At 53.2% G+C, this 25,470-nt stretch carries 28 protein-coding genes and 1 tRNA gene; 11 read left to right on the top strand and 18 right to left on the bottom strand.

The window, feature by feature from the left end; all coding sequences use genetic code 11:
* The first annotated feature begins 346 nt into the window (after nucleotides 1-346).
* From NST26_RS11205 to NST26_RS11195, 3 genes are all read left to right on the top strand, one after another.
* On the top strand, nucleotides 347-2,092 hold the full coding sequence (locus NST26_RS11205) for a DEAD/DEAH box helicase (RefSeq protein WP_340979136.1): 1,746 nt from the start codon (nucleotides 347-349) through the stop codon (nucleotides 2,090-2,092).
* Nucleotides 2,092-3,159 carry a YqhG family protein gene (locus tag NST26_RS11200; protein WP_445323317.1) on the top strand — a complete coding sequence of 356 codons (1,068 nt, stop codon included), beginning with the start codon at nucleotides 2,092-2,094 and terminating at the stop codon, nucleotides 3,157-3,159. The genes NST26_RS11205 and NST26_RS11200 overlap by 1 nt, the downstream gene beginning before the upstream one ends.
* A gap of 152 nt (nucleotides 3,160-3,311) precedes the next feature.
* Nucleotides 3,312-4,388 carry a hypothetical protein gene (locus NST26_RS11195; RefSeq protein ID WP_340954086.1) on the top strand — a complete coding sequence of 359 codons (1,077 nt, stop codon included), beginning with the start codon at nucleotides 3,312-3,314 and terminating at the stop codon, nucleotides 4,386-4,388.
* 184 nt (nucleotides 4,389-4,572) lie between these two features.
* Here the strand turns inward: NST26_RS11195 and NST26_RS11190 are convergent, their stop codons facing one another.
* Nucleotides 4,573-4,767, bottom strand: coding sequence for a YqzE family protein (locus NST26_RS11190; protein WP_339224087.1), 195 nt, complete (start codon nucleotides 4,765-4,767; stop codon nucleotides 4,573-4,575).
* Between the two features lie 207 nt (nucleotides 4,768-4,974).
* Between NST26_RS11190 and NST26_RS11185 the strand changes: the two genes are divergently transcribed.
* Nucleotides 4,975-5,781, top strand: coding sequence for an N-acetylmuramoyl-L-alanine amidase family protein (locus tag NST26_RS11185; protein ID WP_340954090.1), 807 nt, complete (start codon nucleotides 4,975-4,977; stop codon nucleotides 5,779-5,781).
* Here the strand turns inward: NST26_RS11185 and NST26_RS11180 are convergent.
* Both NST26_RS11180 and NST26_RS11175 read right to left on the bottom strand, forming a co-directional pair.
* A complete protein-coding gene (locus tag NST26_RS11180) occupies nucleotides 5,768-6,679 on the bottom strand; it encodes a divergent polysaccharide deacetylase family protein (RefSeq protein WP_340954093.1) in 912 nt (303 codons plus the stop codon). The genes NST26_RS11185 and NST26_RS11180 overlap by 14 nt on opposite strands.
* 209 nt (nucleotides 6,680-6,888) lie before the next feature.
* Nucleotides 6,889-7,341 (bottom strand): MerR family transcriptional regulator, encoded by a 453-nt coding sequence (locus NST26_RS11175; RefSeq protein WP_340954096.1) that lies wholly within the window; start codon nucleotides 7,339-7,341, stop codon nucleotides 6,889-6,891.
* Between the two features lie 159 nt (nucleotides 7,342-7,500).
* Between NST26_RS11175 and NST26_RS11170 the strand changes: the two genes are divergently transcribed.
* Nucleotides 7,501-8,361: an SDR family NAD(P)-dependent oxidoreductase gene (locus NST26_RS11170; RefSeq protein WP_340954099.1), complete on the top strand. Its 861-nt coding sequence runs from the start codon at nucleotides 7,501-7,503 to the stop codon at nucleotides 8,359-8,361.
* Between the two features lie 117 nt (nucleotides 8,362-8,478).
* On the opposite strand, the gene NST26_RS11165 is transcribed toward NST26_RS11170, so the two are convergent.
* Nucleotides 8,479-9,414, bottom strand: coding sequence for a hypothetical protein (locus NST26_RS11165; protein ID WP_340954102.1), 936 nt, complete (start codon nucleotides 9,412-9,414; stop codon nucleotides 8,479-8,481).
* A gap of 234 nt (nucleotides 9,415-9,648) precedes the next feature.
* On the opposite strand from NST26_RS11165, the gene NST26_RS11160 reads away from it, so the two are divergent.
* The 4 genes from NST26_RS11160 (at nucleotide 9,649) to NST26_RS11145 (ending at nucleotide 12,828) form a co-directional block, all read left to right on the top strand.
* Nucleotides 9,649-10,527 (top strand): YihY/virulence factor BrkB family protein, encoded by an 879-nt coding sequence (locus tag NST26_RS11160; RefSeq protein WP_340954104.1) that lies wholly within the window; start codon nucleotides 9,649-9,651, stop codon nucleotides 10,525-10,527.
* The gene (locus tag NST26_RS11155) at nucleotides 10,524-11,210 is read left to right on the top strand and encodes a DUF7002 family protein (protein WP_339255423.1); all 687 of its coding nucleotides are present in this window, start codon (nucleotides 10,524-10,526) and stop codon (nucleotides 11,208-11,210) included. The genes NST26_RS11160 and NST26_RS11155 overlap by 4 nt, the downstream gene beginning before the upstream one ends.
* A gap of 140 nt (nucleotides 11,211-11,350) precedes the next feature.
* Entirely contained in the window at nucleotides 11,351-11,683 is a 333-nt protein-coding gene (locus NST26_RS11150) for a PadR family transcriptional regulator (RefSeq protein ID WP_036725065.1), read from the top strand.
* A complete protein-coding gene (locus NST26_RS11145; protein ID WP_340954107.1) occupies nucleotides 11,680-12,828 on the top strand; it encodes a DUF2812 domain-containing protein in 1,149 nt (382 codons plus the stop codon). The genes NST26_RS11150 and NST26_RS11145 overlap by 4 nt, the downstream gene beginning before the upstream one ends.
* A gap of 128 nt (nucleotides 12,829-12,956) precedes the next feature.
* Here the strand turns inward: NST26_RS11145 and NST26_RS11140 are convergent, their stop codons facing one another.
* From NST26_RS11140 to NST26_RS11110, 7 genes are all read right to left on the bottom strand, one after another.
* Nucleotides 12,957-13,616 carry a GntR family transcriptional regulator gene (locus NST26_RS11140; protein WP_076157574.1) on the bottom strand — a complete coding sequence of 220 codons (660 nt, stop codon included), beginning with the start codon at nucleotides 13,614-13,616 and terminating at the stop codon, nucleotides 12,957-12,959.
* A gap of 17 nt (nucleotides 13,617-13,633) precedes the next feature.
* Nucleotides 13,634-14,317, bottom strand: a complete 684-nt coding sequence (locus NST26_RS11135; RefSeq protein ID WP_340954110.1) for a hypothetical protein — start codon at nucleotides 14,315-14,317, stop codon at nucleotides 13,634-13,636.
* Between the two features lie 35 nt (nucleotides 14,318-14,352).
* Nucleotides 14,353-16,485, bottom strand: a complete 2,133-nt coding sequence (locus NST26_RS11130; RefSeq protein WP_036725071.1) for a hydantoinase/oxoprolinase family protein — start codon at nucleotides 16,483-16,485, stop codon at nucleotides 14,353-14,355.
* A 256-nt stretch (nucleotides 16,486-16,741) separates the two neighbouring features.
* Nucleotides 16,742-18,088, bottom strand: coding sequence for a citrate transporter (locus NST26_RS11125; protein ID WP_083684870.1), 1,347 nt, complete (start codon nucleotides 18,086-18,088; stop codon nucleotides 16,742-16,744).
* Between the two features lie 206 nt (nucleotides 18,089-18,294).
* Nucleotides 18,295-18,681 (bottom strand): hypothetical protein, encoded by a 387-nt coding sequence (locus NST26_RS11120; protein WP_340954115.1) that lies wholly within the window; start codon nucleotides 18,679-18,681, stop codon nucleotides 18,295-18,297.
* A 60-nt stretch (nucleotides 18,682-18,741) separates the two neighbouring features.
* A complete protein-coding gene (locus NST26_RS11115; protein WP_340979135.1) occupies nucleotides 18,742-19,368 on the bottom strand; it encodes a hypothetical protein in 627 nt (208 codons plus the stop codon).
* Nucleotides 19,369-19,462: 94 nt separating this feature from the next.
* A complete protein-coding gene (locus NST26_RS11110; protein ID WP_340954121.1) occupies nucleotides 19,463-20,353 on the bottom strand; it encodes a ketopantoate reductase family protein in 891 nt (296 codons plus the stop codon).
* A 164-nt stretch (nucleotides 20,354-20,517) separates the two neighbouring features.
* On the opposite strand from NST26_RS11110, the gene NST26_RS11105 reads away from it, so the two are divergent.
* A complete protein-coding gene (locus tag NST26_RS11105; RefSeq protein WP_340980834.1) occupies nucleotides 20,518-20,844 on the top strand; it encodes a TetR/AcrR family transcriptional regulator in 327 nt (108 codons plus the stop codon).
* A gap of 117 nt (nucleotides 20,845-20,961) precedes the next feature.
* Here the strand turns inward: NST26_RS11105 and NST26_RS11100 are convergent, their stop codons facing one another.
* A complete protein-coding gene (locus tag NST26_RS11100) occupies nucleotides 20,962-21,297 on the bottom strand; it encodes a MazG-like protein (protein WP_339257427.1) in 336 nt (111 codons plus the stop codon).
* 172 nt (nucleotides 21,298-21,469) lie between these two features.
* A tRNA-Leu gene (locus tag NST26_RS11095) sits at nucleotides 21,470-21,553 on the bottom strand.
* A gap of 180 nt (nucleotides 21,554-21,733) precedes the next feature.
* Between NST26_RS11095 and NST26_RS11090 the strand changes: the two genes are divergently transcribed.
* Nucleotides 21,734-22,192: a hypothetical protein gene (locus tag NST26_RS11090; protein ID WP_340954124.1), complete on the top strand. Its 459-nt coding sequence runs from the start codon at nucleotides 21,734-21,736 to the stop codon at nucleotides 22,190-22,192.
* 274 nt (nucleotides 22,193-22,466) lie between these two features.
* Here the strand turns inward: NST26_RS11090 and NST26_RS11085 are convergent, their stop codons facing one another.
* From NST26_RS11085 to NST26_RS11065, 5 genes are all read right to left on the bottom strand, one after another.
* Nucleotides 22,467-23,144 carry an AlkZ-related protein gene (locus NST26_RS11085; RefSeq protein ID WP_340954127.1) on the bottom strand — a complete coding sequence of 226 codons (678 nt, stop codon included), beginning with the start codon at nucleotides 23,142-23,144 and terminating at the stop codon, nucleotides 22,467-22,469.
* Nucleotides 23,141-23,932 carry an SDR family oxidoreductase gene (locus NST26_RS11080; RefSeq protein ID WP_340979134.1) on the bottom strand — a complete coding sequence of 264 codons (792 nt, stop codon included), beginning with the start codon at nucleotides 23,930-23,932 and terminating at the stop codon, nucleotides 23,141-23,143. Before NST26_RS11080 ends, NST26_RS11085 begins: the two co-directional genes overlap by 4 nt.
* A gap of 19 nt (nucleotides 23,933-23,951) precedes the next feature.
* Entirely contained in the window at nucleotides 23,952-24,173 is a 222-nt protein-coding gene (locus NST26_RS11075; protein WP_036725081.1) for a hypothetical protein, read from the bottom strand.
* 131 nt (nucleotides 24,174-24,304) lie between these two features.
* Nucleotides 24,305-24,622, bottom strand: coding sequence for a hypothetical protein (locus NST26_RS11070; protein ID WP_036725087.1), 318 nt, complete (start codon nucleotides 24,620-24,622; stop codon nucleotides 24,305-24,307).
* A gap of 108 nt (nucleotides 24,623-24,730) precedes the next feature.
* Nucleotides 24,731-25,300: a xanthine phosphoribosyltransferase gene (locus tag NST26_RS11065; RefSeq protein WP_209877970.1), complete on the bottom strand. Its 570-nt coding sequence runs from the start codon at nucleotides 25,298-25,300 to the stop codon at nucleotides 24,731-24,733.
* Between the last annotated feature and the right edge of the window lie 170 nt (nucleotides 25,301-25,470).

Here is a 25,470-nt window from a genome sequence, read left to right as displayed (position 1 = left end):
TCCTCTTGTCAATAACAAACAGCCGAAAAAATCCGCATACCAGCTAAATTTCATGCTTTTGTAACAATATATGGTGTGCGTTAACTTTTAAACTATACCACATGTTGTGGATAGAGGTCTTTTTTGAAAAAGCAGCCCCAGGCAGGAATAACGGAAAAACAGGAAAAGAAAGGCTCATTTCCTCCCTCTTTCTCGCTTTTTTGCAGGCACTGGAACTGAAAGCTTTCAAGGCGGATTACAGCGTTCCTCTGTCAATTCCACGCCCCTCTGGTTATGAAATCTCTCTGAAACGAGCATACTACTGCTACGCATTTCGATATGAAACTGCGACGGAGGAGGCTGCAACATGACGCAATTATTCCGCAATTCCCTGCCCCAAGAGAAGGTAACTTCTGCGCCGCTGCTGCCTGTTCCTCTATCTTTTGAGCGTAACTGGCTGCATGATCTGGAATCGAGACTGGATAAAGGGGGGCCGTGGGGCGACTGGCGGTTATCCCGCCTTGCCGTGCAGGGAGAGCAGTCGGGCCTGGTTACCAGCTTCGATGAGCTGCAGTGTATGAAGCATCTGTCCGGGCTGTCTCCGCTTCCCCATCAGCTGGATACGGCGCACAAGGTGCTGTTCGAGATGTCGGGACGGGCGATTCTGGCCGATGAAGTCGGACTTGGCAAGACAATCGAAGCCGGGCTGGTGCTGAAGGAGTATCTGGTGCGCGGGCTGGTAAGCAAGGTTCTGATTCTGGTGCCGGCCTCGCTTGTCCTGCAATGGGTGCGGGAGCTGAATACGAAGTTCGGAATCTCTGCCGTAGCGCAAAAGAAAGCCTATTCCTGGGGCAATGACATTGTCGTCGCCTCGATGGATACGGCCAAGCGTGACCCGCATAAGGAAATGCTGCTGAGCCAGGAGTACGACATGCTGATTATCGACGAAGCCCATAAGCTGAAGAATAAGAAATCGACGAATTATCTGTTCGTCCAGCAGCTCCGCAAAAAGTACTGCCTGCTGCTCACCGCCACCCCCGTGCAGAATGATCTCGGCGAGCTGTTCAATCTGATCACGCTGCTGAAGCCGGGCCAGCTGGGGAATCAGGGTGATTTTGCTACCAATTTCGTAGTGGATAAGCGCCAGCCCAAGAACGAGGGTAAGCTTCGGGGCGAGCTGTCCAAGGTTATGATCCGCAACCGCCGGGGCGAAGGCCCGGTTAATTTCACCAAGCGCAAGGTGCGCAATATCCCCCTCACCCTCTCCGCTGAGGAGAAGGCGCTGTATGACGGGGTGACCGCTTTTGTCAAAGAACAGTATCAGGAGGCAGGCGGCAATCTCAGCAGTATGCTCTCCCTGGTCACGCTTCAACGTGAGGTGTGCAGCAGCCGGGATGCGGTGTTCGTAACGCTGGTGAATCTGATCAAGAAGCTGCCGGCCGATTCGCCGAAGCGTGAGCGGATGATGGGGCTGCTCCAGACGATCCGTACGGTCAAGACGAATACCAAGGCGGAGAAGACGATGGAGTTAATCCGTGAAATGAACGAGAAGGTAATCGTCTTCACGGAGTACCGGGCCACGCAGGAGTATCTGCTTCAGTATTTCCGTGACCATGGACTGCAATGTGTGACATACTCGGGCGGGATGAACCGCGGCAAAAAAGACTGGATGATGGACCTCTTCCGCGGACGCGCCCAGGTGATGATTGCCACCGAAGCCGGCGGCGAAGGAATTAACCTGCAGTTCTGCCACCATATGATCAATTTCGATCTGCCCTGGAATCCGATGCGGGTCGAGCAGCGGATCGGCCGGGTCCACCGGCTGGGTCAGGAGAATGATGTGGTCATCTATAACCTCTCCACCGAAGGGACAATTGAAGAGCATATCCTCCACCTGCTGCATGAGAAAATCAACATGTTCGAGATGGTCATCGGCGGGCTGGATGTCATTCTGGAGCGCTTCGAGCAGAAGGGCTCGCTTGAGAAAAGCCTGTACAAAATCGTTCTTGAAGCGGGCAGCGACGAGGAGCTGCGCAGCAGTCTGGATGATATCGGCGATTCCCTCAGCGAGCTGACCCACGCCAAGCTGGATGATAGCGGGGTGCCTAACTGATGCTGACCCCTATTGAGGTGCGCAAGCAGGTCATGGATTATCTGGAAGCGACTGAATGCACCATTCTTGAATCCTCACCGCTGCATGTGACGGTGAAGCTCTCCCCCCGCGCGGACCGGATGCTGACGGACCGCCCTTATTATTGGGGCTTCGTGGAGCGCACCGGCGTAGATCCCGAGACCCTCTCCTTCAGCTTCGTCTTCGACCCGCAGAAGTACGATAAACTGGCCGCGCAGGCTGCGGCGCCTGCGGTCCGCCCGCGCGGCGGGGCCAGCCGCCCGGCAGGGGCGGGAGCGCCGCCAGGTCTGGCCGGGGCGGCGGATGCCGAAGCTGCTGCGGAGCCGCTCGGCGCAGCGCAGGCGCCGGGAGCTGCGCTGCCGCCCGGGGTATCTGCTGCGCCGGAGGACAGCATCCTCGCGCGGTACTTCGGCATCGTTCCGGCGCTGCCGCGCCTCGGACCGGGCATGATCCGCCGCGAGGATGTGACCTACGGCAGCAAGCGCCTGCGGCAGATCTGGTCGGCGGCACGGGACGAAGGCCGGTGCCTCCAGCTGTTCGAGGACCCTGGCCTCAGACAGCGGACCACGCTGTTCTCGGCCGCCTACGAGCCATGGCTGGCGGTCTGCTACAAGGTCGAAATGACCTGTGACCTGAAGCGGGAGGAGCTGCATTTCATCGCGGTGTCGTTAACCTCCGGGCTGATCGTCCCGGACTTCGAGGCCCGGCTGGCCGGCAAGGAGCTGACGCCACGGCTGCCGGAGAACATTCATGTCCAGCCGTTCGAGCTGGGGATTACGGACGGGGCCGACCGGCTGGAGGGATACCTGACCTCGAAGCTGGCGCTGCTGGATTACACCTGGGCGGAAGAAGCGCGCGAACGATTGGAGCTGGAGCTTAGCATCGTGGACATCTACTACGCGGAGCTGCTGAAGGAACCGGAAGAAGAGAAGCGCCTCGCCATCCTGGAGCAGTACAACCGCCGCCGCCAGGAGACCTCGTGGCAGTATGAGCCGCAGATTGCAGTTTCTGCCGTAACGTACGGATTGTTTCATCTGCGCAGCACATAGAATGCGACCTGGTCCGCTAAAAGCAGGCAAAAAAACAGCGAAACTCCCGCAGCCTGGCGCGACAGCAAGTAACAGCCTTTTCAGGGCTTGTCCCCTACAATGAACAGTAAGAAGCGTAAATTCCCTCAATAACAGGAAAGGTGACTGAACCTATGAATATCACTACGAGGCAAAAGAGCTCCCGGCGGCGTGGCCGCCTGCTCCTCTGTCTGATTCTTGGACTGACTTTGCTGGCTGCCAGCGCCTCCTCTCCCCAGGCGCTAGCATCACAAGCCAGCCGGACGACCGTGATGCAGGCCGTCACGCAGGAGGTTCTTCCGGGACTTGAGATGAAGCCGATTCCAGCGCCGGAAACGCTGCAGGCCTTCACCCGTCAGACGATTAGCCAGCTCTCAGCGGATGCTCCTTTTAAGGAATGGAAGGATGCCGGCACGGAGGTTTACCCTCTTGGTCCGGGAACGCGGAGCTGGCTGGTCAATGTGATGCACAGCGGTCAGCGGATCGGCTATCTCATTATCTCGGCTGCGGATCAGGGCGGCTATCTGCTTAGCGAATACGGAGCCGGAACCGATGGTCTCCCTTATAGTATGACTGAACTGCGCCAGTATCTGGCGCAGCAAGGACTGATACCCTCTAATTCTTCAGGTGCCATCGGGGTTACGGCACTCTATGCTCCAATGCTGCCTGTCTGGAAAATCACTACGGAGAACAGAACGTTGTATCTGAATGCTACCGTTCTGGAGACGCTGCCCTGGAATCAGAGCCAGGCTGAGCATATTCTTAATGCCGCACCGGAAGCTTCAGCCATGCTGTCCTCCGGTCCGGGCCAGGCGCGCGCTCCCCAGCCCGCTCTTCGGAGCGGCGGAGAGGATGACCCGTATGCCGATCTGCTGTGGCTGACCGCACCCGGGCTGAAGACGTTGAACGGAGCAAGCCTGAGCGCTCTGCTTCAGGAGCGGGGCAGTCTCGCCTTCCAGTCCCCGGGGCACAACGACACGCTCGGCGCGCCATTCATGATTACAGGCAGCCAGAGCTGGCTGAAGCCCGGTGCTTCCCGGGACCAAGGCAGCACAGAAGCTGCCGTAGTCTATGCCGCTGCCGGTCCCGGTGGCATCCGTTATCTCCCGCTTAACGCCCTTCAGAAGGCGGGCACCTTCCACAAGCTGCCGGTGCCGCTGCCCGGGGGAGCCACGCTGGGCTCCGCTGCTCTACCCGGTTCAAGCCGGTAGACTGGCACTGGCAGTTCCTGCTCGATATTGAAACAGCCTTCCCGGGTGCCGCCTGCACGACGCCACTTGGGAAGGCTGTTTGCTTATACACCTGATTCACACTTAGGGCCCGATTTCCTCTAATTCAGGTGCATTTATGCACCTCATGCCCACACAGCGACCGATTTCCGCTGAAGTGCTACTCCTACTCCTTACTATCCCCGCCCCTGCTCCATTTGCTGCGCCACACGGACCAGGCGAGCGGCAGCGTGCCGAACCATTTTTCCGCCCACGGCTGCTTCTCTGCCTTCCGCCGGGCATGGACAGCGCGAGGGTTCTCAATGTAGACGACTACCTTCTCCGTAATATACTTCACCAGATCATCTCCGCCGGATGCCATCTCATACACCTCCCAGGTGAGTGCCGGGGCGGGTTCCCGCCCCTTGACCTTATGCCTATAGTGTGCTCCAATCCTCCGATCTCTAAACCGGAATCCGAAGCTTCGTATAGGTTAGGCCGTTAAGGCACAATCTAACAAGACTACACCTGTATAAACCGTCATTAAGTACAAGTAGCTGTTGATTATTCCGGCAGGGAGGTTATTCACTTGAGACAGTCAGAAGCATTAGAGCCCCATACGGCTACACATTCCCATCATTCAAAAGAGCAGTCTGAGCTGAGATCCAGGCGGCGGCTTAAGCGGATCATAGCCGCAGCAAGCGTTCTGCTCATGCTTACGGCAGGAGAAACCGCAGTGATTCACGCGGCGGCTGCACCCCGCACTAATCCGCAGGCAGAGCAGCCCGGACAGCGCCAGCATATGCTCGGCCATGACCAGCGGATCATTCTGATTGATGCCGGGCATGGAGGGATTGACGGCGGAACCTCCTACGGCAGCATTCTGGAAAAGGACATCACCCTTGCCATCTCCCGCCGCCTCTTTCTCCTGCTGCGTGCAGATGGCTTCGATACGATTCTGAACCGGACTGGCGATTATGCGCCCAGCGATGAGAATCTGTGGCTGAGGAACAGATCCCGGCATTTACGCGATCTGGCCCAGCGCAAGGAACTGGCAGAGACGCTTCCGGCCAATGTTGTGGTCAGCATCCACATTAACTGGGCGAAATCCCCGTCCAAGCATGGTCCGCTCGTTCTGTACCGCCAGGAAGGGCGCAGCTTCCTGCTGGCCCGGACCATTCAGGATCAGCTCAACCAGCTCTACGGGATGAAGAATGATCCTGTCCGGGGCAAGCCCTTCTACCTGCTCAACAAAATAACCGCCACAACGGTGATCGTTGAGGCGGGATTTGTCAGCAGTCCGGCTGATCGGGAGAAGCTCTGTACACCAAAGGGCCAGGAAGAGATCGCCGAAGCCATTGCGAACGGGATCGCTGCCTACCTTATGGAAGTGTAAGCCGGGAATTCCACTTCCATTCCTCACGGACCAGATCGGAGATGCCGACGAATTGCACCTTGTCCTTCATTTCGGCAATGCCGCTGCGGATGCCCGCGGCGGTCTCTTTGCCCTGGATGCCGACATGACCGATGGTGACGCAGAACTTTTGACTCAAAGCCCGCTCCTGCACTAGCTTCATCTGTTTCGCCACATGGCTTGCCGAATGCACATCATCCAGGAAAATATGATTCTCCACCGGCGGCATTCCCAGCTCCCGGGCCATCCGTCCCGCGACTGAACGGTAATTGGTATGGCTGTCTACGAAGAAAAGACCGCGCTCCTTGCAGACCTCCAGCACAATACCCATTACCCTTTCATCACCTGTCACCTTGGAGCCCATGTGATTGTTGATTCCAATCGCATAAGGGACATTATCCAGCGCTGCCTCCACCCGCTGGCGGACCTCGGCGTCATTCATGCTGGTCAGCACAGCCCCCGGTCCCAGCCATTCCGGCTTGCCCTGGCGCGGCTCCATCGGCAGATGGACCAGCACATCGAAGCCCAGCTCATGGGCGCGCCGGGCATCCTGCTCGCTGGAGCGCAGGAACGGCATGACTGCGACGGTGATTTTGACGGGCAGCTTGAACATTTCCTCTGTCCCGCGCATGCTGTTGCCGAAATCATCGATAATGACCGCCACACGGCTGAGCGCCTGCTGCTGCTGATTCCCAGCTGTCCGGTTGCCCGATACGCTGCTCCCTCTGCTATACGCAGGTGCGGGTGCTGAAAGTGCCGTGTCTGCCTGTGCAGCAGACACGGCAAGCGGGGCTGACGGGATTAGCGCCGCTGACATAATCACAGCTGCGGCCAAGGGATATAGAAGGACACGCTTTACTCTGTGGTTGCTTGTATTCATACTGGAACACCTCCTTCGTGATTGAACAATTGTACTCATTGTTTGGCTCACGAAGGGTAAATATGTACGGAGCGCTTACGCAATTATTAACAATGGGATGCGGATACGGCACGGGCGGCCTGTCAGCTAAGCGATTCCTCTAGCTCCCCGTCTGTCAGCGTCAAGCATAGCCTTCAGCACCTGAATCCCCTCGTGCTTCGCATTAACCCTCACCCTTTAGCTTTGGCTTTACGTCCTCTTGGCATCTGCTTACGGTCTCCGGTCAGCTCGCAGGTCTGCGGGCCCAGATTTCCCTGCTCTATTTTGACGTCAATGAAATCAACAATCTGCTGCAGCGATGCGATCTGCTCGATAATCTTCTGCCGGTGATTCAGAATCATCACGTGGAGCTCAGGATACTGAGACAGGTCTGCATCCAGAGACAAGTCCAGATAGGGCCGCATGTCGTCCAGCGACATTCCTGTTTTTTTGAGGCATGTCACCAGCAACATCCGGTTCAGGTCCGAATCGCTATAGATGCGGTGGCTGTTCCCTTTGCGCTTCGCCCGGGGCAGCAGCCCGATCTTCTCGTAATACCTTATCGTATCCTCAGACATACCCGTCCGCTCCGCCGTTTCCTTAATCGAATATCCCTGCTGGAGATCTGCTTCCGCCAGACTCATAGAATCACTCCGTTTCACTGGTCTAATGGTGCCTTCGTTCTATTATATAACTTGGAGCTGGCTCCAAGTCAATGACACATTTTATCGCTTGACTTGGACTTGGCTCCAAGTTATACAATGAGCACCATTCACCACTTTCCATGTAGAGGAGTAACCAATATGAGACGATCACATCCCCCGCGCACCGCGCTGATTACCGGAGCCAATCACGGCATCGGGCTGGCCCTGACCCATAGACTTCTGAACGAAGGCTGGGAGGTTATTTCGCTGATCCGCTCAGCTTTTGCTGAAGATGACCCACTCATCCATAAGGCGCTCGGCAGCAGGCAGCTACGAATCTATAAGGCAGATTTAAGCGATTTTGGCCAATTGCGAAGTGCCCTGCAGGACATTAACCGCCACGAATCACATATTGACATCCTGTTCAATAATGCCGGCGGCAGCTTCCCCGAGTTACTCTTGTCTAAGCAAGGGCGTGAGCTGCATTATGAGCTGCAGACGGTGGTTCCGTATATCCTTACGATGGAGCTGAAGCCGCTCTTGCTGAAAGGCACGCTCCGCACGGTCGTGAATACGTCCTCCAACGCTTTTATGATGAAGCGCAGCTTCGACCCGGCTTCGCTGGAGCGCCCGGCGAAATTTCAGATGCTGACTGGACCTTATGCCGACACCAAGCGGGCCATGTCCTTGTGGACGGAGGCGGTGGCCTCTGAGCTTGCAGCCGAAGGCATCCTTATCCGCAGCGCGGATCCCGGAGGCAACAACACCCTTCGCAGCGGCAAAAAATCAGGCATCCCCTTCTGGCTGCGGCCGATTACGCGCATGTTTTTCCCGGCGCCAGCCCACGGCGCAGGCTTACTGTATCAGGCGGCTCTTGGCGAACATAGCGGCAGGTCCGGGGTGTTCCTGCACAAGAACCAGGTCACGCCGCTCAAATTCTCTGAGCACGGTAGCACCATTTTGAAGAACGTGCAGGCCATATATCAGCGGGAATTCATTCAGACGAACAGCGCACTATAACAGATACTGTCTGCTGCCATTGCAAGCATCCGGTGCGAAATTAAGCCACAGCCCCTCCATCCGGAGAGCTGTGGCTTAACATGCGTTGCATTATTTTGTAACTGTAAACTATTGTTCCTATGGCAGCTCCGCCATCCGTCCGAATTCCCGCAGCAGCCGCAAATTCTCAATGACAATATGCGCCTTCCACCAGTTCTCACTGACGGCAAATTCCCGTTCATACCCCGCCCAGCCCCAGGTCAGGTCCCAGATTCCTTCGGAGTTCCGGGTCTCCAGCAGATAATCCAGCTCCTGATGCAGCAGCCCGCCAAGCTCTGCATATTCAGGGCTATGCGGCGAATGGATGAACACAGACGGCCTGCAGCTATACCCGTTCCATCCACCCGCATCCCGGCTGATTAACTGCACACTCTGCACCTTGAGCGCTTCTCTTAGTGCAGCGTAAGGGAACTCCTCCTGCAATTCTGCCCAAGCGATACATTCCAGCAGGGTGGCCACGCATTTCAACGGATGCATCTCAATCACAGGGTCATGCAGGAAAAGCTCCGTCAGCTCACGGGCAATCCCTAGTCCGTTGGCATACAGCCCGCTATCCTTGGGAGCAGCCTTCAGAATGAATCCGTCCAGAATTGCTGTCGGGTTATACATACTGTGGGAAGTACTGTCCGAGCTTGTATGCCACCAGGGGGCATGAGGATAATCGTTATTGGAAGCTACGACATTCTTCCATGTGCGGCCATCCATATCCACACCGCTGTCCAGGTATTTCAGAATTCCCTGCACCAGCGGATGCCCGTTATCTGCAAATTCCAGCTCCAGCAGCCTTTCTACCGCCGTAGCGGTCTGGATGGGCGTGGAATTCGGATTCCACGCGTCCGCTTCCAGGGCATGGCCGAAGCCGCCATCCTCATTTTGATAGGCGGACAGCGCTTCCAGTACCGGCGCAGCCCCGCCGCCCTCAAAGTGAAATCTCCATCTCGCCAGGTCCAGCGGACGGGCATTGCGGTACATCCAGCGTCTGATTCCCTCGTAATCCTCAAGCAGCAGCTTCATGGGCAATCTCCTTATATTCTTATATTGTTATCTTTCCTACTATTCTAAGAGTTTTCCAGTATAATACAAGGGGATTTCCTGCTTGAATTTTCACTGCCCCAGATCCAACTAATCCAGGTATGTTACAATAAAAACTACCCCGGCGGACTAAAGGATATTATAACGGGTATACATATATATGGAACGATTTGGCTACCATGTCAGTCTATCCGGGAATTCTTGAAGGAGGGTCTTATGAACAGCACTTCCGGCAGTAGAAGAGGCACTTTCAAGTTCATCAAGCAGCTATGGGTAAAAATCAACGACGATGATGTCCAGGGCATCGCTGCGCAACTGACCTATTATTTAATCCTGTCTTTGTTTCCTTTTCTGATCTTCATCATGACCCTGATCGGGTATGCGAATATCTCCCTGGAGAAAAATATAGGGCAGCTGGAGCAGATCATGCCCGCCGAAGCCATCTCTATTATAGAAGAGATTCTGCAGGATGTGTCCGCCGGACGCAGCCAGACGCTGTTGTCCTTCGGGATGCTGGCTACCCTGTGGGCCGCCTCCAAAGGGATCAATGCCATCATCAAGGGGCTGAACCGTGCCTACGAGATTGACGAGAGCAGAGTGTTCTGGAAAATCCGGGGGATCGCCCTGCTTGCTACCTTGACGATCGGGTTCGTTGTACTGCTCAGCATTCTGCTTCTGGTCCTCGGCAGCTGGCTTAAGACGCAGGTCTTCCTGCTGGTTGATCTTCCCTATGGATTCCAAAAGCTCTGGGATCTGCTCCAATACGCGATTCCGCTGCTCGTGATGTTCATCGTCTTCACCCTGCTGTACTGGATCGCTCCCAGCCGGAGACTGGCGCTGCGGGAGGTAATGCCTGGGGCGTTGTTCACCACCATCGGCTGGATTACGACCTCGATCCTGTTCTCCGTATACGTCAATCAATTCAGTGATTTCTCCAAAACCTACGGCAGTCTCGGAGGCGTAACCGTGCTGCTAATCTGGCTATATATCAGCTCTTTTATCATCCTGGCCGGAGGCGAGATCAATGCGGTCCTGCTGAACCGCAAGGTGAAGAGTATGCCCCTCAGCACCTTCAAAGGGCAGAAGCTCCCATGAACACCTCCCTGATTGACGCCATTACCAAAAGCCCGCTCCGCACCTCCTTCTATCATTTCACCCGGGCAGTGAATCTGCCCTCCATGGCTGCCTTTGACACCATCTATTCCTCTGCCGTGCTGAGTCCCGCCCATGCAGCCGGAGAGCGGCGGACTGCGGCGCACCGGGTAAGCTACGCCGGGCAAGCCGCGATTCTGAATGCCCATCTGCGAATTACCCCCGAAGCCATGGCCCCAGGCACAACGGCGGAGGAATTCCGCCGCTGCCTGGACCGTCATGTGTTCCTGTGGCCGACCTGGCGCGATTGCCTCGCAATGGCTGCAATGTATTCGCGCAGAGAGCCGGGCGAGGTCTTCGCTGTGCTGAAGCTTGATGCCCGCAGAGTCCTGGCTGATCACTACGCCCGCATCAGACTATCCAAATACGATTCCGGCAGCTCCCCCAGGTTCCCGCACCGGATGGCGTACCGCAAAAGCTGCAGGATGCTGTTGCCCCTTGCAGAGTTCATGTCCGCATCCGGGCGGGATATTCCCGTCAAGCCGTCCGAGATCAAGGAGGTGCTGGCCCAGGACAAGCTGGCCCCACTCAGCCAGTATCTACAGGCAGTCTACTGTTCACAGCCCCAGCTTGTACCTGAGCTCTGGCAGCCATTGTGCCGGCCCCTGCTTCTTTCGCCAATATAACTCTGCTACCTCATCTCGCTCACCTCAAGTTGATTTATATGTCGCACCGTGATATAGTCATGATATGACATAGTCACAGCATGACATATTCTTTTATAGCCATGACTTGGCACAACGAATTGACGAAGCAGGTGAACGCGATGTCCGCAGCACAAAAGGTTCTAAAAAAATACGTCCCCATGACCGAAACGGCCTTCTATATTCTGTTATCCTTAACCAAGCCGCGCCACGGATACGGAATCATCAAGCATGTGGATGATCTGTCGGAAGGACGGCTACGGCTGGGCTCCGGTACGGTGTATGGAACCTTGACCAAGATGAATAAGGATGGGCTAATTACCGTATTTGCCGATGAAGAGAGAAAGACGGTGTACGAGGTGTCTGAGCTGGGGAAGGAAGTCATGCGCGCAGAAATCGGCAGATTAAAGGAACTTCACCGCAACGCCGTCACCAGTGAGGAGGAATTTCAATGAGAACTGTATTTCGGCCCTTTTGGAGCTACGATCTGCCGGGGACAGAAGCCTGGTTAGCCGATATGGCCGGCAGGGGATGGCGTCTGGAGGAATGGAGCTTACTGCTGCGGCGCTTTACCTTCCGGAAGGGTGAACCCGCCTTGCTAACTTATCAGCTGGCTTATCATTCATCCAAGCATTCATCCATGTCTCCTTATCTGTCCGCAGAGGGATGGAGCAGGCGGCTACAGCAAGGGAAGTGGAGCCTGTACGAGAATGATCGGTCCCCGTCACAGATTAGCGCCTATCCTTCACGTAAGGATGTCCTGAGGCGTAACCGCATCATCTCCTATGTTTTCACGGGAATTCTAGTGTATCTGCTGCTCATTGCACTGATTCCCCTGCTTGCTCTAGGCTTAACCTACTCCAACGATGCTCCTATCCGCATTCAGCCCAGCCCAATGTGGGCGGCAACCTGGACGGCCGCTGCCTTGGCAGTACTCCTGCTGGTACTTGCCATTTATTCGCTTATCAAGCTCCGGGCAGCCAACAGGGAACTTCTTCAAGGGCACACGGACATGAAGAAGCCTCCCGCAACGCCTAAGCCTGCCGGCACTACGATGGCACGGATGAAGTTAGGCTGGATGTATGCCCCTGACCGGCTGGAGCAATGGCTGGAGGACAAGGAGCTGGACGGCTGGAATCTCTATAAAGTAGGCTTCGGAGGAACGTTGTTCCATTTCAGCAAGGGCCGTCCGCGCCGTATGAAATATCACGCTGACTATCAGGTCGTTGCGGGTGAAGGGTATTTCGAGCTGCATCAGGAGGCAGGCTGGACCAGACTCTACAGTTCTCCCTTCTCTCTGCAGAAATGGACCCTGTGGAGCCGGGAGAACCCGGAGCATGCCGAATACCCGGAGCTCTACAGCGATCCGTTACACCGCCTGAAGCACGCACGTAAAATCGCCATCAGCTATACCCTGCTGTTCCTGCCCATGATTCTGCTCTACAGCCTGAATGTGTCGGCCTTCATAGATAGCATCCTGCGGGATGAATTTACCGCTTCCCAGGCGTGGAACACTTCAATTATGTTCCTTTCCATTCTGCTCTTCGGCTCGTTCGCGGGCCGAACCTGGCTATATTACCGGCGGCTCAAGCAGCAATAGCTATTGTTGCAAAGGCCCTGCACAAGTAGAGACAGCTTAGTGCTTTCGCAACAAAAGGCGTATACCGGAAGTTCTGCTCCATGCGGAGAAGACTTCAGTATACGCCTTTAAGCTTGTCATTTGTATGATCAGAAGAATTGCGGGTATTGCTTGGACATGCTCTGGACCCGGTCCAGCAGTGTATTGGAATGCTCCATCACGACCTTGCGCATCCCTTCCACATCCCGCTTGCGGGTAGCCGCTACCATCTTCACATGCTTATCGATATCGGACGGCTGCACCCCCTCCATCTTCCCGTAGAGCAGACGGATACGGTTATAATGGGACGCTACCTCTTCAATGGTGAACCAGGACAATTCTTCCCCGGCCGTCTGGAAGATCAGCTGATGGAACCTGTTGTCCTTAATATAGAATTCTCTGAAGTATTTCTTGTCCATATATTTCTTCTGCTTATTAATCAGTTCCTGCATCGTATCTGCTACCAGCTCGCTGCACTTGCGGATGAACTCATCGATCACCGCAGATTCAAGCGAGGTGCGGATGAACCACTCCTCACGGACCCGTTGCAGATCGATCTTGGAGACTACCGTTTTGCGCTGAGGATATATTTCCACCAGTCCTGACTGTTGAAGACGGACCACTGCTTCCCGCACTGGTGTGCGGCTGACGCCATAGCGTTCAGACAGCTTCTGCACACTGACATCCATTCCTGGCTCGAGCGTCATATTCATGATGTCTTCTTTTATTCTATTGTAAGTTACATCATTCAGTGAATTGCTGTTATTCATAATCTTCAACGGCTTCCCTACACCTTCCCTGAACTCACTCCTAGTACATCACGGGTTATTGTCTCCGCACTGGCTGAATCGTAGCTGTAATACAACAGAACATCCAGAATAAACGGCGAGTATCGCAGTCTGTTCAGCTCCTGTGTAAAAGCCATGGCTCCAACTTCACTTAAGGTGCGTATTGTAGAATAATTCTTCAGGCCCAGCAGCTTCCACAGCAGAATACGCTCGGTTCGGGTGTATATTTCCTGTGCAAACCGGTCTTCTACAAAATGATAAATTTCGTGGCCAAGGATAGTATTCATTATACCAGCTTGCGGAAAAAGTTCAACTAGACCTGGCCCCGCCTCCCGCACCTGTTCTGCCGCTCTGTGCAAGGGTTCTTCCATGATTTCGATCCGGTCGGGAGGGGTATAGGAGGCGAACAGCACACGCTTGCCGGTCATGAGCGCATCCTTGAATTCCAGCTTCAGGTTCATACGTTCAGCAAGCACCCGGACATCACAGGTCTCATATTCAAGCATCATCCGCTGTGCATATTCGGTGCCGCAGGCTCTGGCCTGCTTCAGCATTTCCCGCTTCGTCTCCGGCGGAATACGCCGGTTCAGGATGTCTCTCCTGAAGGCATACATTCCCCAAGCCTCATCGTCAACCTCCAGCAATGGATTCAACAGCTCTCCCACCTTCGTCTGTACTTGCATACGTCCTCCTGTCTACACGTTCTTCCGCGCGGCTCTTAGCTCTGCTTGATATTGGCCGCCACAACAATAACCTCCGTGTCCGGCTCGAACGTGGATATCTCAATGTCCATCAGCAGCTCCAGCTGCTCGAAGTCTGAGGCGGTAAAGTCCATCACCCGTGCGCCGATACACAGGTAGAAGTCAGGTCTTGCAATCAGCTCAGTCTGGTAGACGGCCATTGCCTCCCACAACTGCTTAACCGCGCTGAGATAGTCCCCGGCTGTTGTCTTCAGCGCCATGGCCCGGCCTCTCTGCACCTTGATGAAGCCCTTGGTGTCCAGGATGCGAACCGCGCCGGCTTCACCGGCTTTATCCATTTTCTCGCCGAAAATACTAACATATCTAGTCTTCTGCAGCAGCTCCGTCCGCTCTACAGGGATGCGCATATCCTGGGCAGCCAGCTCCCGCAGCTCCGCCTCATCACATTCCTTCAGCAGCTCAGTCGTCTTCACCTCGGTGGAACCGGTAGCAATCGCTGTCACCTTGGAAGTCTGCGGATCAATGTCAATATGAATCTCGATGCTCTCCGGGGTCGCTCCGCTCTGGATGGCCTTGTTCAAGGCTTCCATCTTCAGGGCGGCAATCACTTCCTTGGACGGGGACGGAATAATCCGTTCCACCACATCGCGAACCATCGACAAGGCAACTCCGATCGAAGAGATAACCTCGGCATTCTCGGGGATGCTGTATTTCAGGCCCATTTTCTCCGAAAAATAGACGATCAGCGAAGCCGCTCCGCCGCCCACGCCGACGAGGGAGATCTGATCCTTCTCCAGCTTGTATTTCTCGGCCAGCGCCAGAATGATCGGCTCGATCTTGGCATAGGCCTTCTCCATAATCTGCTTGGCGATATCCTCTACCGTCGTTCCGCAGTAATCCGCCAGTGCCTGTATCGCCCTTCTGGCCGCTTCCACATTCCCGTAGGAGAAGTGCTCCGGCTTCACCAGTCCCAGCACATTCGCCGCGCAGGAGTTCGTGATCGTCACCCGCTCCCCGTTCTCCAGCCGGATGGCCACATAATCAGCAGGATCACCCGGCTTCGGAGAAAAGAATTCGACCTGCGCTCCCTTGATCTTATCCGGATCGGTGAATACCGAATAATCCAGACCGCCGATATGCGCCGATCTGGGTCCGACATCGACCACTCCGCTCTTGTTCGCCCGGATCATGGACCCGCCGGCCACGCCGAGCACCCGTACATCCAGGGAATTGACATAGGTCGGATGACCGCCGACGATGGAATAGTCGATGGCCGGGCGGCCGTTTTTGATCACACCGATATTGGTAGTCGTGCCGCCGACCTCGAAGTACACCCCGTTCGACGCTCTCAGATACATCAGTGATCCCATGACCGAGGCCGCCGGTCCCGACAGCATCGTCAGCACAGGCCGTTTCTTCATCTCACTGATCTCCATGACGCCGCCGTCGCCTCTCATAATCATCAGCGGAACATGGACCCCGGCCTCCCGCACAGACTTCTCTGTGGAATTGGCGGTATCCAGCATCTTCGGCAGAATGCTTGCATTAATCGCCGCCGTCCGCGTTCTGCGGGTCAGCCCGTATAATTTTGTGATGTCGGAGGCCATGGTGGTCGGCATGCCTTTTTTCTCTGCTTCTATATAGACCAGTTCCTCGGGCCGCCCGTTATCTACGCCAAAAGCCATCGAAGGCACAATCACCTGTGCCCCCTGCTGCTTCAGTTCATCGATGACCGTCAGCACAGAGGCTTCGGACATTTTTTTAACATTAAGGAAGCTATTGTAGATCTTGATCTCCTTGCCGTTGCCCAGGTCGATATTCTGAAGCCGGGTCTGACGCTTGGCGAGCCAGCCCTCCAGACCGCCCTTCGCCAGGCCAATGATGCCCACCTGGGCAATATCGCCCTCGATCAGCGCATTCGTTGCCTGCGTGGTACTGTGGGCCACGAACACTACATCCTCCGGACGGATATTGTTCTCCTCCAGGCAATTCTGGAAGCATTTCACCACACCTGCGGCTACGCCTGTGGCATGGTCATGCGTCGTCTTCACGGACGATTTGCCGATAATCTCATGTGTCGCGTTGTCAATCGCAACTGCTTTGGTATGGGTTCCCCCCACATCGATCCCCATTCTAACCATTGTACTCATATGATTTCTCCGTTTCTCTTCATTAATAGTAGACCCAAGTGAAATTTGAAGCCTAACCGTCACTGCGGTGAACATTTGGACTTCCGGCCGCTGTTGTCTGCAAATTTCTTGATTTGTACCGCTGTTCGCGGTGGAAATCCGCAGACAAAGGCGGACGCTACCGCTCCTACAGTTCCAAATTTCCCCTTCGTTCCTTATAGCTTCTCGTTATTGACTTGAGTACTACTTATTGATTAATGCTAAGCAGTGCTACACGCTACACCAAATTGCCATACATGAAGAACACAACCGCGCAGAGAATAATCCCGATGATCCAGCCGGTAGGAATCGACATCTTCATGTATTCCTTGGCCGGAACCTTCGTATAGCCGAAGCCCCAGGCCACCCAGGACTGTGTAACGTCCAAATGCTGCGGTGCTACTGTAGTAATGGCGAACAGCGGATAGAGGAATTGTACCGGCCAGGCAGCGGTTGCCACCACGACAGCCAGGATGGCCGAACCGGAGCCGACCAGGTTCATCGGGCCGCGGAAGAAGCCGAGCGGTGTCAGAATGGCGAAGACAATACACAAGAGCAGCGCGGTCTGGGGCATTGCGCCGTCCAGCAGGGTTTTGAAATAAGGGGATGCATAGGTAGCAGCATTATTGAACATCGACAGCGTAAGCAGGAAGCCGATCATCGGCGCTACATCAATGGCTCCGTCCGCGAACTGCTTCGACAGCATTCTGCAAACGCTTGCAAAACCGCCCTTCAGCTTACCACAGGTTAGCAGGGCGAACAGGGCGGCGAAGATAAATCCAAAAATGATGGGAACCTTGAGCACCACCACACCCACTACCGGCAGAATGATCGAGATCCAGGAGATCGCAGGTGCATCTACAGTAGCTCCGCTATCCGGTGTTGCCGCCCAGGCCCGGGAGAGCTTCCGGTTCATCATCACGTTAGATACCACCAGAACCACGATCAGGGATACAGCCATCGCAATCATGCCGAATTTGAAATATGTATTATAGTCATAGCTGGCATAGCTTTCATTGGCTGTTGCAAATATCGCCTGATATTGCTTAAAGTTCACGATGTTCCCGAAGATCCCCGCCATGATTGAGCCCATGAAGGAGAACAAGGCAATCGGGGAAGGAATTCCTAGCGACAGCATGATCGGCAGCACGATGACGGCAATGGAGATTACCGGTCCGATACCGGTCATGGATGTGAAGATTACAGCGGTAACGATACATAGCAGAGACATAGTGATTCTTGGTTTGTCTCCTCCAAGCTCTACAACCTTACGAATCAGAGTAGCGGCAATCCCGGTGTCGATCAGGACTCTTCCGAAGAAGGCGCCGAAGAAAATATTAACCAGTATCGCCTTCCCGTAATTCTCAGGCCCCGTCTGGAACACGTTCGTCAGGACGTCAATGAACGTCTTGCCCTCCATCACGGAGGTAGGATGAATGCTATTTCCGATCAGGGCAATCGAGGTCCACAGCACTGACATGACGAAGAAGCCGACCATAAGGTTATACCCCTTGACGCAATACCACACCAATCCAAAAAACGATAAGACCATAATGAAACCGATTACAACATTAGCCACATCCACAAAATAACCTCCTGAAGTAGGATAAATGAGTTAACATGCTAACATGCTATTTAGGTATACTGACATGTTAGTTTGTCACGTGAAAATATTAACATGCTACTTCATTAGGCGTCAATACCCTTCTGCATGTTATTTCCAAACACTTCAAAACAAAACAGAGGCTGCAGATGTAATCCATCCAGCGCCTCTGTTCATGTCTATATTCTTCAGTTATCCTGGTTAATCACTTGGTCACGATACTTCTGAAATTGCTCCCAGGATTGCTCCGCTGCTTCAGGCTGCTCAAAGTCGATGTAGCCGGAATCCGATGTATCCAGCGCATAAGCCTCCAATGTCTCACATATCAAGCGGAGGGTATCCATCACTGCTCCCCCGCCCCGGACATGCAGCATGATGGAATCCACTAGCTCTTCATCGCCTGTATTGAACTCGATCGAATATCCCTCACCCTCAAGGATGCCCCACGCCTTATCCCGGTAATCCAGCTGCGGAATGGCACGGGTCAGCTTCGCGACGATGTCATCACGTTGTCCCAGCGGTGGCACTGGGGGCTGTTCTTCCTCCGGTGCCTCAAAATCATATTTCGTTTTCATAATAAGTACATCCCAGCTCATCGCCGCTCACTCCTGTCATTATAAACTCCAGTACTTAGACTACTTATTACCCGATTCGTCCACTCTTATCAACTCAAACGTGGCAGCTTCGATCCACAGGATCAGTTTGCTATGATTCACATCCAGGAACCCTAGCGGTATACCCAGCCCCGGCGAAGCTTCCGCTATGTCAATGACTGTCATTTCATCGTTGATTTCGATAATGGGCAGATCCAGTTTGTTCACTCTGTAAAAGGAATCCCTGTTATAATCTCTCTGGGTTATGCTGTAGCGGGGATTGGTTAACTCGTATTGGTACGCTTCATAGCCCTCTAGTCCCTTGGAGGAGAAGTAATCCTGATGAATCACAATCTCATCTCCAATGATGTCCTGCCCTGTCGGATATTCAGATGCGTCATTATAGGAATTCGCGAATCCCAGCAGCTTGTCCACCTTCCAGGTTCCATAGATGAATTCCTCCGTCGCCTGATCCAGCTCCATTCGCCCGATAAAAGGTTCGGAGGTATTGAGCGGAATCAGATTCTCCTCTTGCTTAGCATGTTCTGATGGTGGCGCTGGAGTGACCGGAACATGCTGCGCACCTGCCGGTTCTGCCGCCTGACTGCATCCAGCCAGGCAGACCGCCAATATGGATATTTTCAGTATCATCCCTAATCTTGTGAGCATGGTAAGCCTCCCGCCTGCTTCAGTCCTTCAACCTTACCATCCGCTGGAAGCAAAGAATAAACAGACAGGTTACAATACCGGAACAATCGATTCATCAGCCGTTCTGCATAGATAAAAATTTCGTTAGATCCTTCTCCAGCTGCACAACCTCCTGGTTCGCAGCATTCGCATAATCCGGCAGCAGCATATCTTTAACCATTTTCGTGCGTAGCCAAGCAATGAAGAGAACATCCAGTATGAAGCTTGGGAGCTTTGGGACAATTGTGAAAAGTGGCGGATCAACGGCAACACCCGCTTGTTTTATTTTCCTGAGGTACGCTTTGAGAGTAACTGTTATTTGACGTGCCGTCTTTCGGGTTCGGGCCGGGTCTGCGTTTCCGCCGTACAAACTGCCCAGCAGAGCAATGTCGGATACGGAATGGGTGATTAGAAACGCCTGCATCTCCTTTTTGATAACGTAAGGAAGCTTGGCGGCTTGAAATATTTGTGCGAGCTTTAAGACGCGCTGCGTCACTGCGCCGTTCACTTCGCCAAATGAGGTGGCCACTAGAAACTTGGGCATGAACCGGGCGTACAGGACCCCATCTTTAATCTGTCCGCCGAAGCCGGGAAAAGCAGGTAAAAGTCTATCCCCCACAATCCCCCGCCACGAAGAAAATCCAATCGAACTATTGGTCATCGTAACAATATTCGGGCTTTGATTATCCTTTAGTGCTAACAACGCGGATTCGGCCCGGTCATAACGGACGGTAACGAAAATATAATCGTATACATCATCATTTTCGAGTGTATCTATAACCTTCACCGGAATCGATCTGACTGTACCTTTGTCATGGTATTGCAGACCTTTTTCTTGTAAAGATCTGAATCTGTCCGAACGTGCAAACAGGCTAACGTCAAACCCGGCTTCCATAAGCTTCATTGCATAGATGCTTCCGATCACACCTGCACCGAAAATTAAAATTCTTTCTTGCTTTGCTGACATCTTACCACCCCGCCGATTCATATTTCCGTATGATCATCCAACAACATGTTGTATGATGTGATCATAAAGCTTTAGGATTCCTTGATCAATCATCAATTTTTTAATATCTGTCGGATGATATCTTATACACCAGCAGGAGGGACACATGAAAAAAACAACCTCAAATCACAGAGAAAACAAGACAAAGATTTATAGAAGTTTTTTGTGAGCTATACAGGCAAAAGCCGCTTGAGAAAATTTCCATTCAGGAAATCTCCAACCGGTCAGGGTATAACCGCAGTACCTTTTATCAATATTTTACTGATATTTACGAATTGCTGGACGCTGTTGAAAGTAACTTGCTCCTTGACATCAAAACAGAACTTGCCGATAAAGAGCTGTCTATGCATTCGGTTCAGGATGCGCTCTCTTGTCTGGACAAAAAAGAACATCTCCATGGAGCAATACCTGAACCTTCCGCAAAACCATGCCTTAACGCCGTATTTCATTGAGTTCTATCTGACGACGACCCTTTCTTTATTTCGTCTTTGGCTCCAAAGAGATAAGGATGTACCCCCAGAAGAATTCATCAAGTTAGCGGAGAATTTATATTCAAGAGGGGTATCGGCTTATACTGATGAAGGATTCTGATCTTCGAATGAGGACAGGAAGACCTCCATGGATTCACTGATATCAACCTCCATCCGCTCCGCCAGAATAATTAGCCACCAGATACACTCGCTAAGCTTATGTTGCAGCTCAGACCGGGTGTCGCCGCCTTTGGGCCAACGCTTCTGCTCAGACATCGTCAACCGGCCCACTAACCCGGCATCTGTCAAAAAAGCAAGCGCATCCTCTTCCACACTCCACTGTGTCCCGTGATGCTGCTGCTCCAGTCTGTGATAGCATTCTCTTATAACGAGGGAACGCTCAACAATCTCATTGAAGCTCAGGCTCTTCTTCATTTCTTCCACTTGATCAAGTCCCTCCTTTTCAAATGACTAGAAAACAATAGCATGCCTAACATGACTACATTCTGTCATATTAAAATGAAATAAATGAATTGCTGAACGCAAAAACAGGTTCTTATATCACTTAAATAAGTGACACAAGAACCTGTGTTGATGTTACCTATGATGCGGTCAAGAGGACTCGAACCTCCACGATATTGCTACCACTGGCACCTGAAGCCAGCGCGTCTGCCAATTCCGCCATGACCGCATATTCAGTTGACTTGCTTTCGCAGTCACAAGATAGATCTTACCATGCCTGAATTATGGAGTCAAGTTTATTTTATTGTAAATTGCTATCCATAAATTGCAAGTAAAATATTGCTTTTATTTGCGGATTCGGTGTATAATGAGAACAAAGGTTCGCATACTATAAATGAGGTGATTTATAATGGCGATTACCAAGAGACACCCCCTAACTACACCAACCATCCCTGAGAATATAACCAAAGATGAATTGTCCCTGGTCAGAAGCTATCTGCTGCTAACGTTTATTCATAAAGTATTTGAACGGGACTGCCGTGCCATCGGCAAGAGCGGTCTGTTCAAGACTCCCCAGCTCTACATGGAGCTGGTATCCAGCGCTACCAAGAAGACATCCCTGATGCTGCAGGAGGTTACCCGCGAGCTTACCTCCCATCAGCTGAAGATCAATACCGTCCGCCAGGACCAGCGCGGAGTTACCGCCGAGTATAACTGCCGGGGCTATGTCGGCGAGATCCATATTCTATGGCCCGGCTTCCGTAATGAAATGATGCAGCGTATGCGTGCCTACCTCGGACTGGGTGCCGAGCTTGCCTCCGTCCTTCCCCGGGAAGAACAAGTCGAACAGTTGGCGATGTCCATCTAAGCCGCACCTTGTAATGGATTGTACTGCTGACACAAGAGCCTCGTCCTATTCTGGACGAGGCTCTTGGTGCGGGTGCAGATCAATATATGATACGTTGGTGGTGAGCGGCTATTCCAGACTTTATAGTCTGGAATACTGGGGACCTATACTCGGTTTTTCGATTACATCTGGCCCAGGTACCTCCACACGACCCATTGTAATCGGTTTTTCAATTACATTTGGTCCAGGTGGCACTCCGGCCCTTTCCTGCCGTTAACCGGCACAATGCTTTTCCTTACTTTAGAACCTTCTCCAGCTGCTTCGATCCTGCCTCCGGGAACAGCTTAGCCGTATGCTCCATAATCCGCTCCCTGGATGACACTGGCTGATCATTGTAACGCGAAGTCACATAGTCTGCTCCAAATACATGCTCGCTCACGGCATAACGCCCAATTCCCCAGCCGTAAGGACGGCCATGCTTGTCCTGCTTATACTCGAATTTGCTGGCTGTAATGTAGGTCTGCATCTGGAGCAGCGTCATGGCTGTGTCGAAGCCTTTCGCACCTTTGGCCGCGAAGCCGGACAGCCCTTTAAGATCACTGGAGAGCAGCCCCGCCTCATGCTCCAGCAGCACATCCATGATTCGTTTGCTGGCCATGGAGGCCAGTCCGTCATCATATCTGGCATCGAAATCATAACCGTCCCGGCGGTAATTGGCGAAGTCCGGGTACCATTCTCTGCTGATGAACCCGGCCTTCTTGTTAAAGAGCTTCGCATAAGCGATCTCGCCCCCGGCCGCAATCTCCTCGCGCCACTCCCACGGCCCTTCTACACCCTTCACGAACCAGTAGCCCGCAGGAGTGCATTCCTCCAGAGAAAAGCCTGCGATCTCGCAGCGGAACATGGGCAGGTAACCGATCTCCCGCACCAGCGCGGCCAGTTCCCCGGCATTTTTAATTATAGGCAGCTTCATCGTTGTCCTCCAGGCTGATAGGTCCAGCCTTCGTCTCCATGGTAGATCATCTGCTTGCCCATCCCGCCATCGATTGTAATATTCTCGCCCGTTATGAATCCCGCAGCCTCACTACACAAGAACAGCACCATGCCTGCGATATCCGCGGGAGTTCCAACCCTTCCCGCAGGATGCTGCAGCCGATCCGGCTCTGTATGAACCGGCTCTGCCGATTCCTCTGTACCGTGATAAGCGGTGGTATCAATCCAACCCGGGCTGATTGCATTAACCCGCACTTTACCGCTAAGACTTACACTAAGGGCGTGGGTCAATGCGCCGATCCCACCTTTGGCTGCAGTATAGCTCTCGGTATCCGGCTGTGACATCCGCTCCCGGCTGGAGGAGATATTCACAATAGAGGCTCCTTGGGCAAAATGCGGCTTAAGCCGCAGCGTCAGGTAATAAGGCGCCTTCACTCCGATCCGCTGCACATACTCGAAATCCTCATAGCTGCATTCTGATTGCAGCCCTTTACGGCTGATACAGGCATTGTTAATCAGGTAATCCACCTGTCCGTAGCGGCTGATTACCTGTGAGATGAACTCATCCAGCACCGGCTGTTCCGCAATGTCTCCCTGATAAAAGAACAGACGCTCTCTTCCATACTTGGCCTCCAGCCAGCGTCCGGCAGCAAGATCCGTATCGATGCAGGCAACCACTGCTCCGGCCTTCAGTAATTCCTCGGTGATGCAGCGTCCGATTCCGCCTGCACCTCCGGTGACTATCGCTATTTTATGATGATGACTCATCTTGACCTCCATTCTCCGCTCATTCCGGGGTATAGGCTTCCGGTCTCGGCTCGCTCACCGGCTGATACAGGTATCTCCGGTCCAGCTTCACCACATGCTTGTTCGGACGCCGGATCATCACCTGGGTTTCGTCCCAGGCCAGCACGATTCCCCGGATATCATTGCTCGCCAGCCCGTCGCGTACTACTCTTATCCGCTCACCGGAAATCCGGTAGGCATCCAGTTGTTCATCACTTATCATAGTATTCTTACTCCCCTCTCTGTGCTTAGCTTGTCCAATTTAACCCTGAATCCGGTCATGAAAAAGACCCAAATGAGAATCATCCGGGTCTAGTTATCTTTCAAAAGCAATCTGTATGTCTTATGAAGTTCCTATATCAGCGCTTCATTCTTCTCAAACCAGAAGTCAAGAACTTTAGCGGACATCACACGTTGTTCCAGATATTCGACCTGATGCTCTGTGAATGTCTGTCTCCAGCTATACGACAGCTCTTCACACAAACTTGTGATTGTCAAAAGCTCTGACCAAGCAACATAACGTTTGTACCAGAAAAACTGAGGATGTTCGATCATATAGGGATACAAATCGTCGAACTCCGTGTGTTTGCAATCCAGCGCACGTTCGAAGTGATCCTTAGCCTCGGTTAGTTTATCAATAAAAAATTGCTCTGTCACCGGTTCATTCCCCATTGTGACGCCTCCTCTCTCATGTCTAATTTTTATTATAAAGGAAAACTTATAGGGTGAAAAGCAGATGTTTCAAAAATAGGCTGTGTTCCTGTTATTGTCACTTCAGCCTTATCCAAAAACAATCGTCCCGTCATTAAGAGAGGTGATATCAACAAGAGACTCCAGACGGATTCCCTGTTCCCGGATCGTGCGGGCACCGGCCTGGAAGCTTTTTTCGACCACTACGCCAAGGCCCACCAGCTCGGCACCTGAACGCTGGATAATCTTAATCAGGCCGCGCGCCGCGTCGCCATTGGCGATAATATCATCGATGAAGAGGATTTTGTCATCCTCCGAGATGAACTGGCGGGACAGCATAATGTCCGTAACAATCCCTTTGGTAAAAGATGGAACCCGTTCACACAGAGCGTCGGGATCAGCCAGCAGCGTTTTTTTGCGCCGGGCAAACACCAGCGGCACCTTCATCTCATAAGCGGTGGCAAATGCCACGGCAATCCCCGAGGATTCCACAGTCACTACGCGAGTAACTCCAGCCTCAGCAAATCTGCGGGCAAATTCCCGTCCCATTTCCATCGTCAGCATCGGATCAACCTGGTGGTTGAGCAGTCCGTCCAGCTTCAGTACCTGATCCGAGACGACAATCCCTTCCTCCAATATCCGCTGTTTCAATAATTCCATCATTGTAAACCTCCATTACCCTTAATAGACGTTCCACCGAAATCGCACCTGTTCGTCCAGACGGAAGTCATGTCCCTCTGTTCCTCATCATAACCTGTACTATGCGGACTACACAAGGCTATATCCTTGCAGGCCCCGCAATTGTAAACTTCGCAGCATTCATAAGGAGG

This window comes from Paenibacillus sp. FSL R7-0128 (genome assembly GCF_038002245.1).
Lineage (GTDB): Bacteria > Bacillota > Bacilli > Paenibacillales > Paenibacillaceae > Paenibacillus_AQ > Paenibacillus_AQ silagei.
The sequence above is the reverse complement of the archived record's forward strand: the minus strand, read 5'-3'. Positions and strand labels throughout refer to the sequence as shown.